This window comes from Candidatus Poriferisodalis sp., from assembly GCF_965208925.1.
Classification (GTDB): domain Bacteria; phylum Actinomycetota; class Acidimicrobiia; order Acidimicrobiales; family Poriferisodalaceae; genus Poriferisodalis.
Genome location: NZ_OZ242364.1, coordinates 2,856,830 through 2,869,542 on the forward strand (window position 1 = coordinate 2,856,830; position 12,713 = coordinate 2,869,542).

Annotated in this window: 12 protein-coding genes; 5 read left to right on the top strand and 7 right to left on the bottom strand. The window is 65.8% G+C overall.

The features are described from left to right. The first annotated feature begins 78 nt into the window (after positions 1-78). Genes ACOGI5_RS12530 through ACOGI5_RS12540 form a run of 3 tightly spaced genes read left to right on the top strand, consistent with a single transcriptional unit; the run spans position 79 to position 3,350 of the window. Positions 79-1,788 (top strand): formate--tetrahydrofolate ligase, encoded by a 1,710-nt coding sequence (locus ACOGI5_RS12530; protein WP_419864744.1) that lies wholly within the window; start codon positions 79-81, stop codon positions 1,786-1,788. 12 nt (positions 1,789-1,800) lie between these two features. Further along, the gene (locus ACOGI5_RS12535) at positions 1,801-2,676 is read left to right on the top strand and encodes a methylenetetrahydrofolate reductase (RefSeq protein ID WP_419864745.1); all 876 of its coding nucleotides are present in this window, start codon (positions 1,801-1,803) and stop codon (positions 2,674-2,676) included. 2 nt (positions 2,677-2,678) lie between these two features. After that, positions 2,679-3,350, top strand: a complete 672-nt coding sequence (locus ACOGI5_RS12540; RefSeq protein ID WP_419864746.1) for a hypothetical protein — start codon at positions 2,679-2,681, stop codon at positions 3,348-3,350. Here ACOGI5_RS12540 and ACOGI5_RS12545 read toward each other — a convergent pair. From ACOGI5_RS12545 to ACOGI5_RS12570, 6 genes are all read right to left on the bottom strand, one after another. Next, positions 3,329-4,675 carry an MFS transporter gene (locus ACOGI5_RS12545; RefSeq protein WP_419864747.1) on the bottom strand — a complete coding sequence of 449 codons (1,347 nt, stop codon included), beginning with the start codon at positions 4,673-4,675 and terminating at the stop codon, positions 3,329-3,331. The two genes, ACOGI5_RS12540 and ACOGI5_RS12545, sit on opposite strands and share 22 nt — an antisense overlap. A gap of 43 nt (positions 4,676-4,718) precedes the next feature. After that, the gene (locus ACOGI5_RS12550; RefSeq protein ID WP_419864748.1) at positions 4,719-5,252 is read right to left on the bottom strand and encodes a hypothetical protein; all 534 of its coding nucleotides are present in this window, start codon (positions 5,250-5,252) and stop codon (positions 4,719-4,721) included. Continuing rightward, a complete protein-coding gene (locus tag ACOGI5_RS12555; protein WP_419864749.1) occupies positions 5,249-5,566 on the bottom strand; it encodes a helix-turn-helix domain-containing protein in 318 nt (105 codons plus the stop codon). Before ACOGI5_RS12555 ends, ACOGI5_RS12550 begins: the two co-directional genes overlap by 4 nt. 42 nt (positions 5,567-5,608) lie before the next feature. Further along, positions 5,609-6,823 (bottom strand): NAD(P)-dependent oxidoreductase, encoded by a 1,215-nt coding sequence (locus ACOGI5_RS12560; protein WP_419864750.1) that lies wholly within the window; start codon positions 6,821-6,823, stop codon positions 5,609-5,611. 208 nt (positions 6,824-7,031) lie between these two features. Further along, a complete protein-coding gene (denD, locus tag ACOGI5_RS12565; protein WP_419864751.1) occupies positions 7,032-7,991 on the bottom strand; it encodes a D-erythronate dehydrogenase in 960 nt (319 codons plus the stop codon). 58 nt (positions 7,992-8,049) lie between these two features. Further along, positions 8,050-8,376, bottom strand: a complete 327-nt coding sequence (locus tag ACOGI5_RS12570; protein ID WP_419864752.1) for a hypothetical protein — start codon at positions 8,374-8,376, stop codon at positions 8,050-8,052. A gap of 79 nt (positions 8,377-8,455) precedes the next feature. Between ACOGI5_RS12570 and ACOGI5_RS12575 the strand changes: the two genes are divergently transcribed. After that, complete coding sequence (locus tag ACOGI5_RS12575) at positions 8,456-9,646, top strand: CaiB/BaiF CoA transferase family protein (protein ID WP_419864753.1); 1,191 nt, start codon at positions 8,456-8,458, stop codon at positions 9,644-9,646. A gap of 17 nt (positions 9,647-9,663) precedes the next feature. Here the strand turns inward: ACOGI5_RS12575 and ACOGI5_RS12580 are convergent, their stop codons facing one another. Continuing rightward, a complete protein-coding gene (locus ACOGI5_RS12580) occupies positions 9,664-10,962 on the bottom strand; it encodes a dihydroorotase (RefSeq protein WP_419864754.1) in 1,299 nt (432 codons plus the stop codon). 105 nt (positions 10,963-11,067) lie between these two features. Between ACOGI5_RS12580 and ACOGI5_RS12585 the strand changes: the two genes are divergently transcribed. Next, the gene (locus ACOGI5_RS12585; RefSeq protein WP_419864755.1) at positions 11,068-12,702 is read left to right on the top strand and encodes a cation:proton antiporter; all 1,635 of its coding nucleotides are present in this window, start codon (positions 11,068-11,070) and stop codon (positions 12,700-12,702) included. Positions 12,703-12,713: the final 11 nt, after the last annotated feature.

Here is a 12,713-nt window from a genome sequence, read left to right on the forward strand (position 1 = left end):
ACATCGAATCGGTGGCACAGCGGTGTCACAGGGTTCTGGCAGGGTGTAGAGGGCTCGATACGTGCGGGGGTGCACGGCATGGCAACAACAGGCGGATTTCCAAGCGATCTCGAGATTGCATCGGCTGCGCAGATCCGGCCGCTGACCGAGATCGCGGACGAGGCGGGCATCCCGCAGGACTACCTGGAGCTGTACGGCACCGGCGTGGCCAAGGTCAAGCTGGAGGCCGTCGAGGCCATGGCTGACCGGCCCCGCGGACGCTACGTGGTGGTGACGGCCATCACCCCGACGCCGCTCGGCGAGGGCAAGACGACCACCACGGTGGGTCTCGGGCAGGCGTTCGGACACATCGGGCGCACCGCCACCATCGCCATCCGGCAGCCGTCAATGGGTCCCACGTTCGGCATCAAGGGCGGTGCTGCCGGCGGCGGCTACAGCCAGGTAGTGCCGATGGACCTGTTCAACCTGCATCTCACTGGCGACATGCATGCCGTGACCGCCGCGCACAATCTCTGCGCAGCGATGCTGGATGCTCACCTGTACCACGGCAACGAGGCCGGATTCGACATCCACAACATCACCTGGCGGCGGGTGCTCGATGTCAACGATCGGGCCTTGCGCAACATCACGATTGGATTGGGCGGCCGCCTCGACGGCATCCCGCGCGAGTCGGGCTTCGACATCACCGCTGCCTCGGAGGTGATGGCGACGCTCGCGCTGTGCACTTCCATGTCAGACCTGCGCGCCCGGCTCGGCCGCATCGTGCTGGGCTATACCAAGGGCGGCGAGCCGGTGACCGCAGAGGACACCGGCGCTGCCGGGTCGATGGCGGTGCTCCTGCGCGAGGCCATCAAACCGAACCTCATGCAGACTTTGGAAGGTTCCCCTGCTCTCGTGCACACGGGCCCCTTCGGCAACATCGCGACCGGCAATTCCTCGATCGTCGCCGACCAGATCGGCATCGGCACGTCCGACTTCCTGCTCACCGAGGCCGGGTTCGGTGCCGACATGGGCGCAGAGCGATTCTTCAACATCAAGTGCCGGTACTCGGGGGTCTCGCCCGATGCCGCTGTGATCGTGGCGACCGTGCGTGGCCTCAAAGCTCACTCGGGCAAGCACCGGATCGTGGCCGGGCGACCGCTGCCGCCGGCCCTTCTCGAGGCCAACCCGGAGGAGGTGCACGCCGGCGGCGACAACCTCCGCAAACAGCTCGAGAACGTACGGATGCACGGTGTCTCGCCAGTGGTGGCGATCAACCAATTCCCTGGCGACCATGAGACCGACCTCGCCGCCATCGCCGAGATCGCCGCCGAGTACGGTGCCCGTTCGGCCCGCTGCACCCACTTTGCCGACGGCGGCGCCGGCGCGGCCGACCTTGCCGAAGCCGTGGCCGAAGCGGCCGACGAGCCGACGGACTTCTCGGTGCTGTACCCCGACGACATGTCGCTGCGCGACAAGATCCGGGCCGTCGCGACCAACGTGTACGGCGCCGACGATGTGAGCTACACCGCCCGGGCGAACCGCGAGATCGACGGCTACGAGCGCAATGGCTTCGGGAACCTGCCGGTGTGCATCGCCAAGACCCACCTGTCGATCTCGTCGGATGCCTCGCTCAAGGGCGCCCCGACGGGCTGGACACTGCCAGTGCGTGAGGTGCGGGCGTCGGTCGGTGCCGGGTTCGTGTACCCGATCTGCGGCGACATGCGCACGATGCCCGGTCTAGGACGTGACCCCGCAGCCCGCCACATCGACCTGGATGCCGGCGGCGATATCGTCGGCCTGAGCTGAGCGGAGCAGTTGTTGCTGAAGGACGCCTCCGAGCTTCGTCGGCTGCTGCAGCACGCCCAATGGGAACTGATCCCGCTGCGCAATCTGGCCGAGCAGCTGCCGCACCTACCGCCCCAATCACCGGTATCGGTGACCGCGTCGGCTTCCAAAACGCTCGAGGACACGCTGGATCTGACTGCTGAGCTGTGTGCATTGGGCCATCGCCCGGTGCCCCATGTCGCAGCTCGCATGGTCGCCAGTCGGGATCATCTGGAAGAGCTGTTGGGCCGCATCGAATCGATGGGCCTCAGCGAGATATTCCTGGTCGGCGGTGATGTCACCTCCCCTGCCGGCCCGTTCGACAGCGCCGTCGGGCTGCTCGAGGCGCTACGCGAGGTCAACCACTCGCTCACCCACATCGGAGTCACTTCGTACCCAGAGGGACATGCGCTCATCACCGATGCTGTGCTGCACGAAGCGCTGCACGTCAAGCAGGTGCTGCTCGCCGAGGCGGGCATTGAGGGCCACGCGGCCACCCAAATGTGCTTTCATCCCAAGGCCATCCTGGTCTGGCTGGCCGCCGAGCGTGACAGCGGATTCACCCTTCCCGTGCACCTGGGCATTCCCGGAGCGGTCGACCCGGCACGGTTGCTGCGGATCGGCACCCGCCTGGGAGTCGGGGCATCCCTGCGCTACCTGCGCAAGAACACCGGGGCCGTGGCCCGCATGCTGCGTCCTGGCGGCTACGACCCGAGCGGGTTGGTCGACCAGATCGCCCCTCATGCCGAGCGGCTCGCCATAGCCGGCCTGCACGTCTTCACCTTCAACGCGATCGCCGACACAGTCGCCTGGCGCGAGACGGCCCTCAACGGGATGCCCTCACGCCGCAAGCGAGCAAAGGGTCGCTGACTTTGCCGGCGGGGCTGCTGGCCGCGCTCAAGATCGCCGTGCTCGCGATATTGGGCATTGCACATCGCGGGTACTGGCACGGGGGCATCGACATCACGTACGTGGTCTTTGCCCTGTTCCTCTCGACCAATCTTGTGATCTGTTTCTGGGAGATCTGCCTTTACCTCCGGCGGGACTACATCGAGTCCCGTATTGCGTACTGGCAACAGCAACGGCTGCACAGCGGCAGGAGCCCGGCACTCGCATTCCTCATGGCCAGGGTTCCGCTGCGGTCAGCGTTCTCTCCGGACACTTGGGCCGACGTGTGGGCTGCCTATTCCGTATACGACGGTTCGTACGCCGATCGCCGCAGCTACGGATTCAACGTGGACGTGGGCAACGGCTTCGTCACGGCCATACCCACGCTGATCCTGTACGCCGCATTCACGACGGAGTTCCTGTCGCCGCTTGCGGCAGGAATCCTCGGGATCATGTTCTTCTGGCAGTGGACATATGCGACGTCCATCTACCTGATGAGCTTCTTCGTTGCGAAGCGTCACCGAGACATCAGCAGGGGCGAGCTGTACGGCATGATTCTGGGATTCAACGCTCCCTGGATCCTGTGCCCGCTGTTCGGGCTGTATGTCTCCATCCGCCTGGTCGTCGAGGGCAGCTACGGCGTGTTCGGCGGTTGAGCGGCGAGAGCTGCCGAGGCTCCTGCGGATGGTGCAGGTGCCGGCCCAGCCCCAAGAACCGGCTGAGCGGGCGCAGGCTTGTCGGAGATGCTGAAGTGAATCACGGCCGCCACGACGCCCAGAGCGGCGGCCAGCCACCACCAGAGGTCGTAGGAGCCCGTCAGCTCCCGGATCTCGCCAGCGCCCCAAGAACCGAGGAATGCTCCGACTTGGTGAGACAGGAAAACGAATCCGAACAGGGTCCCGGCATTGCGTACGCCGAATTGACCCAGCACGATGCCTGAGGTGAGCGGCACGCTGGCGAGCCACACCACGCCCAGCAACGCGCCGAACCCGAGCGCCACCACGGGCATGACCGGCAGCAACAGCAAGCCCGCGAACGCGACGGCGCGGGTGACGTAGATGATGCTGAGCAAGCGGCTCTGGTTGAACCGGACGCCGAGCAACCCCGCGGCAAAGGCACCGAAGATGTTGAAGAGCCCGATGAACGCCAGCGACCAAGTGGCGACGCTGGATCCGTAGCCGGCATCAGTGAGCGACTTCGGCAGGTGGACGCCGATGAAGGTCACATGGAAGCCGCACACGAAGAAGGCAGCGTTCACCAAGAGGTAGTCGCGATGGCGCAGCGCCCGGCCGGTGAGCTGGCCGAGGGACTCCTGGTCTCGGCCGGCGCTGCCCGGGTCGATGGAGCTTGGGCCGAGCCTGTCGGCGCCCTCGGCCTCAGTGATGCGAGTGCCGGTGCGCAGCGGCCGTACCACTGCGGCGATGACCATCGTGACCAAGGCCAAGAAGACCAACGAACCACGCCAGCCGAGCAATTCGATGAAGACCCGTGTGATCGGCACCAGCAGAAAATGCCCGAAGGACCCGAAGGCAGTGGCGATGCCCAATGCCATCGAGCGACGACTCGGCTCGACAAGCTTGCCGATAGACGACAGCACGACGGCGAACGAAGCCGCCGACATGCCGAGCCCCACGATGAGCCCGCCGCCCGTGTACAGCCCTGCTGCGCCGTCTGCATTCGCCATGACCAGCAGGCCGCCTGCGTAGACAACGGCGCCGGCCATGAGCACTCGACCCGCTCCGAAGCGGTCGGCAAAGGTGCCGACGAGCGGCTGGCTGAGGCCCCACACCAGGTTTTGCACGGCGATAGTCAGGCCGAATGTGTCGACACCGACACCCAAGGCCATGTCGATCTCGTCGGTGAACAGGCCCATGGTGGCCCGCACTCCCAGCGAGATCGCCGTGATGATGCTGCCCGCGATGACGATGGCCGCCATCGGGCTACGCGCAGGGCGCTCTTCGTGCAGGGCCCCGCTGGGCATCGAGTCAGCGTAGGCCGCGATATCGGCCAGCCACCGACCGGCGCTAGACGGCGAGGGATCGCAGGCGGGCGACCCGGTGGTCGTCGCCGCCGAGGTAACGAGCGAGCACACCGAGTACGGCTTCGTGGTCGAGCGTGCCCGCCGAGTTCATGTCCTCGAGATCGGCCCAATCTCTGGTCCGGTCGAAGAACGCTTTGAACACGGCGAGGTCCCGGCAGGCGAGGAAGGGCACCTGCGCACCGCCGAATTGCTCGACGCGGGCTCGGCCTGCAGCCGCTTCATGGAACGGTGTGGTGTTGAGGAAGACGTCCAGCGGCGTCGTGTCCCACCACAATCGAGCCTGGCCGTCGGTTTCCAGTTCATGCCGGTTGGCTTGGGTCACCGTGACTCCCTCGGGGAGGGCCGCCAGCGCCCACTCGACTCGATCGACGCCGACAAACAGGTTCATGTCGATGTCGATAGTCCCCCGCGCCTGCTGGGTGCACCAGGCGAGCGCCAGTGCACCGCCGAACGCGTGGGGTATGTCGGCGTTGTCCAGAGCGCGGTGCAGAGCGACGACCCGCTCGACCAGGTTCATCGTCCGAACACAGGGAACTCGAGCATCGAAGCGTGTCGGGCCGGGAACTCCGCCGCCAGTTCCAAGACGGCGGCCAGCTCAGCGCCTCTGCCCTGCCGGCCGTCGTCCCGTACCCGGGGGCTGAGTTCGCGATCGAGCGCGAACCCGGCGGCTTCGACGATGCGATCAACCGTGGAGGCCGACGGTGACTTGGCGCCCGACTCATACGCGGCGATCGCAGAATGCGACGTACCGGCTTGTGCCGCGAGTTCCCGCAACGTGAGGCCAGCTCGGGTTCGAGCGGAACGGATGACTTGGGCCGCGTTCACCCTCATGATGGTATCCGATCAGATACCAACAGTCACATGCAGCGCATCTCAAGAGGTGTTGATGAGCCGGATGCCGTAGACGGCTTCCATTTCGGCCAGCTCCCCAAGCACCTTCTGCGAGGGACGACGTGAGACACGGATCGTGGCCACGGCGGCATGGTGCTTCGGCCCAGCCAAGATCTCGTTTTGCATCTGCTGGACATTGATGCCGCTGGCACGGAGTGCCATCAGGATCCCCGCAAGCACGCCCACTTGATCACGGTGCCGGACGACGATGGTGCTGCGACCCAGCGGACGCTTTGCCCGATTGACGCAATTGACCACGTCACCTGCAGTGAAGGCCTCGAGCACTTCGACAACGCCGTCTGCAATGTCCTCGGAGGCTTGCACCGTGGACGCACCGATGTGATGGGTGCCGGTGACGCGCGGGTGCGATGCCAGCGGGGAATGCCAGTCCGGGTCGGCGTCGGGAGGTTCCTCGCAGAACACATCAAGCCCTGCCCGCATGCCTCGTTCGTCCAGCGCGCGCAGCAACGCCGGTTCGTCCACGAGTTCTCCGCGAGAGGTGTTCAGCAGGACCGCGCCGTCAGGCATCTTCGCCAAGAACTCTGCATTGACGAGGCCGCACGTCTCAGGGGTGGCGGGCAAGTGCACTGACACGATGTCGGCCACTGCCAGCAGGCTGTCCCAGTCAGGATGGATCTGGATCTCGAGCTGCTTCATTTCGGCGAGCAAAGCACGAGAGCGATCCGAGCGGTACAGCGCGGAGAGCTCGATGCCGAATGCCGCTGCGCGCCGAGCGACCTCGATGCCAATGGCGCCCATGCCCACGATGGCCATTCGGCGTCCTTTCAAGCCTGTGGCACCCATGTATTGGGACTTGTTCCAGCGGCCCTCATGCAAGTCCGATGTGGCATCGGGGATCTGCCGGTCGACCGCCAGCAGCAAGCCCATGGTCAGCTCGGCAACGGCCACTGCGTTTCGACCCGGCACATTGCAGACGTAGATGCCGAACTTGCTCGCCCCGTCGCAGTCGATCGTGTCGGTCCCCGCACCGGCTCGCAGCACCATGCTGAGCTTGTCAGCGGCCTTGAACACTTTGCGCGCCACTTCGGTGCTGCGCACGACCAACACTTCGATGCCGTCGATGTGCTCGACAAGATCATTCGCAGTCAGATCTGGCTTGACGATGCACTCGTGACCCGCAGCCTCGAGCCGGCCCAAGCGTCCGGTGTCGATCTTGTCGGCAAACAGAATGCGCATCGGCGTCACCGCTAGGACAGGGTTTGCGGTCACAGCGCCGCCGCAGCAGCCGCCGGGACATGTACCCGCATGTCTAGCCAGTGTGCCAAACGCGCGACCCTGCGCGGTGACACTGTTCACCCCGCTCTTGTTCGCTCCGCTCACGGGCCGCTTGGGCCCGGCCACCCCGCTCTTGTTCGCTCCGCTCACGGGCCGCTTGGGCCCTTGCTCAGCCGGAAACGAAATCGTCTTCGAGGTAAGCGCGGATGATGTCGTCGTAGCTCCCGTCGGGAACGAAACCCAGGCCCAGGGCCCGCTGGGTGTCGAATCGCTCCGGCCATCCGGCAACGATCTCCGCGATGACCGGGTCGGGTGATTCGACGATCAGCGACGCCGTATTCGGACCTGCGACACGAATGAGTGCGTCGATCTGCTCGCCAACGGTCACCGACACGCCAGGCATCGTGAGGTTGCGGTGTGCGCCGAGTGCTGTGCTGTCGAGTTCGGCGGCATGGATCATGTACTCGACCGCCGTGCGCGGGCTGGCATGGCTGTGGCGCACCTCCCTGGACACGGGCAGCACAGCCTGGACACCGGCCAGCGGTTCGCGGACGATGCCGCTGAAAAAGCCGGATGCGGCTGCATTGGGAAGACCGGGGCGAACACTGATGGTGGGAAGCCGTATGCCGATGCCGTCGAAAAAGCCGCGGCGGGTGCAGTCCGCAAGCAGCGCCTCGGCGACCATCTTCTGTGTGCCATATGACGTGAGCGGTGTCAGGTGAAAGTCATCGGGAATCGGGTCGGGAAACGGTGCCCCGAACACCGCGATCGATGACGTGAACACCACTCGTGGGGTGCCCTCGGCGCAGCGCAGTGCATCGAACAGCGTTCGTGTGCCGTCGATGTTGACCGCCATGCCCTTGTCGAAATTGGCCTCGGCCTCACCGGATACGACGCCTGCGAGGTGGAAGATCACATCGGGCATGGGGCTCACCAGGTCTTCCGCAACGCCGTGGTGACAGATATCTGCCACGCGTGCGGCACAGAGGGCGGAGACAGTCGGTGCCTCGACGAGGTCGACGAGGTCGATCCGCTCGATGGGTGTCGCGCGCAATGCGCCGACGTCCGCTAAGCGCCTGGCCAGTTTCTGGCCGAGCATTCCGGCAGCTCCCGTGATCAGCACGTGCATCCGGCGAACCTAACGGGAGACCGCCCTCGGACACTGCCGACGACGCCGTCGCGCAGCGTTACAGCAGCTGTCCAACGTCGAGAACAAGCAGGATGACCAGCAGGACGATGATCCCGGCATTCAGCAGGCTGATCGGCCACTTCCACCGGTGACCGGTGTGCCAGTGGCGCCGGATGCTGGCCACGTTCGCCCAGAGCGCTACCACGGCAATGGGGATCCCCACTGCAGGTCCGACTCCTGCCGCCAATCCGATGGCCGGCGCGGCGAAAGGCAGGATCACATAGGTCAGCGTGCAGCGCACTGCCGAGATCAGGATCGAGAACCGGAGGGTCCGGGCCGATGCCTCTTCGAGTTCAGCGCCTGTGGTGGCAGCGGTCCCGCTCACGGCGGCCCATTCTCGCAGCCGCTTTTGCCAATTACGATCCTTCCGAACCGCTGCCGACACCCCCGACAAAGGAACAGCCATGCCCGGTGCACTGGACGGAGTTCGCATCCTCGACCTGTCGACCCTCGTGCAAGGCCCGCAGGCCGGTGCCATGCTGCACGGCCTCGGCGCCGAGGTCATTAAGATCGAGCTGCCGCAGATCGGCGACGTCGGCCGTCACGTCGACATGCTCGAAGACTTCGGGCATACCTCGGTGTTCATCGCCTGCAACCGGGGCAAGCGCTCGGTGACACTCGACCTGCGTACCGATGCAGGGCGCGAGGCGTTCCTGAAGCTAGTGGAGACTTCCGATGTCGTCTTGTCGAACTTCAAGCCGGGGACCCTGGACGAGTGGGGCCTCGGCTATGACGACTTGGCAGCGGTGAATTCCCGCATCATCTGGGCCGCCGGCAGTTTTCTCGGGCCGTACGGGCCCGACGCTGACCGGGAAGGCGCTGATATCGCCGGGCAGGCGGCCGGTGGCGTGGTCGCCTCCAGCGGTTTCGACGGCGGCCCGCTGTCGACCTACGGCGCACTGGTCGCCGACCACTGCGGGGCACAGAACCTCCAGACCGGGATCTTGGCGGCGCTGTTTGCTCGTGAACGAACCGGCAGGGGCCAGCGCGTCGACGTGAGCCTGCTCGGTGGGCAGATCTGGCTGCAGGCGACCGAGTACACCCATCTGCTGCTCACCGGGGAGGAGGCGGGACGATCGAACGGCGGGCATCCGCTGGTGCATGCGCTGTACGGCGTGTTCCCGACCTCTGACGGTGCCCTTGCCATGGCCGGCTGCCCAGAACACCTGTGGCCCGGCATGTGCGAGGCAATCGAACGCCCCGATCTCGCCGACCATCCCACCTGGAACGCCTACTTCGTTCCCAAGGAAGTGGCACTGGAGATGCGGGCCTTCTTCACCGAGGTGTTCCAGACCCGCAGCACCGAGGAGTGGTCCAAGCGACTCGAGGCTGCCGAGCAGCGCTTCTGCCCCGTTCGGTCGCATTCGGAGGTTGTCGCCAGCGATCAGCCCTATGCCAACAGCTACCTCGTCAAGGCCGATCACGACGAGTGGGGCGAACAGACATGGGTGGGCTGCCCCATCACGATGTCGGACACGCCGACACGGACCGGCACCTGGGTGGCCGAGCTGGGTCAGCACACCGAAGAGGTGCTGCTCGAAGCCGGCGTCGAATGGGAAGAGCTCGAAGCCTGGCGTGAGGCCGGCGCCTGGTAGCTCGGCGAGGCTGAGTCTCAGGCCAACTGGGAGTCGACCACAACCGGACGCCCTGACAGCACCGTGTGACGCACTCGGCCAGTGAGTGCCTGGCCAGCCCACGGCGAGTTGAGGCTGCGTGATTGCAAGTCAGCGGCGCGAACAGTCCATGTCTCGGCCGGGTCGAACACGGTGACGTTGGCAGGGCTGCCGGTACGGATCGGCCCGCCGTGGTCAGTGATGCCAGCGATGCGAGCGGGCGCAGTCGAGACGACCTCAACAAAACGAGCAGGCGACATCTCGCCGGAGGCAACGAGCTCAGACCACACCACTGACGCCATCGTTTCCACCCCGATCATTCCCGGTGGAGCGTCGGCCAGAGGTCGGTCCTTGAGAACAGGATGATGCGGCGCGTGGTCCGTTGCCACCGCGTCGAGCGCACCGTCGACGATCCCCCGCCGCAGTGCCGCTACGTCGGCAGCCAAGCGCAGAGGCGGGTTCATCTTCCCCGTCGTGCCGAGCCGCTCGACGTCGTCCTCGGTGAGCACCAAGTGCTGGGGCGTCACCTCAGCCGTCACAGCGAGGCCGTCGCGCTTGGCTTGCACCACTAGCTCCATTGCTGCCGCGGTGGACAGGTGCAGCACGTGGTAGCGACCGCCGGTGCGCCGTGCGAGCTCGATGTCCCGGTGCACCACTGACACCTCTGCATCGGCCGGGCGCCCTCGCACGCCCAGACGATCCGCTACGGCTCCTGCGTTGATGACACCGCCCGAGACCATGTCCGGATCCTCGGCATGCTGGCTGATGACTGCTCCTGAAAGCTCCACGGTCGCGGCGAGGGCTTGCTCCATCAGCGAGTCGTCGGCGACGCAGTCGCCGTCGTCGGTGAAGACCCGAACGCCAGCGGCATACAGCGCCCCAAGGTCTGTCAGCAGCTCTCCCGCACGATCCGCGGTGACACAAGCAGATGTGCGAATGTCGCACGGCAGGCCGGCGGCGAGGGCCAGCACGTCGCGCACCATGGCAGGCGAATCAATCGCCGGAATAGTATTTGGCATTATCAGACATGCCGTCACTCCGCCCATGGCCGCTCCCGCAGCACCTGAGGCCATGTCCTCGCTCTCGGTCCCGCCCGGAGTCCGGAAGTGCACCTGGATGTCGACGAAGCCGGGCATCACCCAGGCATCCGATGCGTCCAGCCGCAGTCGTGCGGCCGGGCCCGTCCCTGCGGGCATGACTCCCGTGATGTGTCCGCCGTCGATGACAACGTCGACGGGTTCGACCGCGCCGGCCGGAGCCACCAGTCGACCCCCGGAGATCACCAGCTCCGCAGCCATCGCCTCACCCTAAGTCAGGATGAGCCGTCGGCATGTATCCGGCACCGCGACCGTGTGAAACTCAGCAGCTCCCGGAACCTCTTGTTGACCCAGGTGTGACTTCGCATGCTGCCTGATCTGCTGGTCCCGCTCGGGCTCCTGATTGTCGTGGCCAAGCTCCTCGAGGGGCTGCTGGGACGACTCGGCCTGAGTTCGATCGTCGCGTATGCGCTGACCGGCATCCTGCTGGGTCCTGTCTTCGGCGTGGTCGAGCCCACCAGTGAGCTGCAGATCTTCCTGGGACTGGGAATCTTCGTGCTGTTCTTCGTCATCGGCTTCGACGAGATCGATGTGCGCGGCTTCGTATCGATCATCCGCGGCCGCTACTTTGCCGCCGCACTCATCTCTGTCGCCATCTCCACGGCGGTCTCCCTGTCGGTCACCTCGGACATCTTCGGCCTGAGCTTCTCGCTCGGCCTTCCGACGACCGACGCGCTCGCCCTGGCGGGCGTGCTGTCGCTCTCCAGCTTGGGCCTGGTGGCCAAGGTGCTCTCCGACAGCGGTCAGCTGCGCGAGCGCATCGGTCTCAAGATCTTCGCGGTCGTGCTCATCGCCGAGATCATGGCGCTGCTGGTGGTCGGCTTCACGGTCGGCGAACATGCCGAAGCTTCCGATGCCGCCGCGATCGTCCGGCTGATCGCCCAGATCGTCGGTTTCGTCCTGATTGCCTGGCTGCTGTCGGCTCGCGTGCTCCCTGCGGCTATCTCGCTGCTGCAACGCATCTTCGACGTGCCGCAGCTGTCGTTCGGCCTGCTGCTGGGCGGTCTGTTCTTGGTAGTGGTCGGTGCGGAGCGCATGGGTCTGCATGGCAGCATCGGGGCACTGCTCTTCGGCGCCGCTCTGTCGGGCCTGCCTGAGCAAGTGCGCAACGACATCATGCCCGGATTCCGCAGCGCGTCTGAAGGCCTGTTCGTGCCGCTGTTCTTCGCTTCAGCCGGGCTGTACTTGGACCTGTCGTTCCTGGATCAGCCGCTGACCACCATCGTCGCTCTGGTCGTCATCCCGCTGGCGGGCAAATTCGCCGGGGCCTTCATCGGTACGTTCCTGGTACGCATCGACGTGCCGTTGACGATGGCCACGGGTCTGATGGCCAAGGGCGTTGCCGAGGTTGCGTTCCTGCTGGTGATGCTGGAACAGGGTGTGATCGGTGCGGATGTCTTCTCGCTGCTCGTGCTCGTCATGCTCGGGTACATGCTGGTGATGCCGCCGCTCATCACCGCCGCGGTCGAGCGTGCCCGGACCAGCAAGGTGCGGGTGGCTCCGCACTCCATGCCGCCGTCGTTCGCTCGCTACGCGCTCGCTGACGTCCGGGTGGGCAGCTTGCTGGACGCGACTCGCGAGCTGCCAGGTCCAAACGTGACGGTCGAGGAGCTCCTTGCGGAGTGGACCGTGCCTGGCCACACCGACTATGTCGTGGCGTCCGACGGCGAGGTGGAGGGCGTCGTCTCGCTTTCTCGACTCCGAAGGGTTCGGCGCGGCAGCCGGCCCACGACGCCGCTGCGTGCGGTGATGCGCCCGTGCCCGATGGCAGCCCGCCCCGATGAGCCCATCAGCGACGTGCTCGAACGCATGGCCAAGTACGCCATCAGTGTGACGCCAGTAGTGGACGGACCCGACGGAGATTTCTGCGGCACCGTCGCAACCCACGACGTCATCGACCTGCTGCTGCTGATGGACGAGATCAAGCCGCAGTCCGACTGAGCACGCAGAAC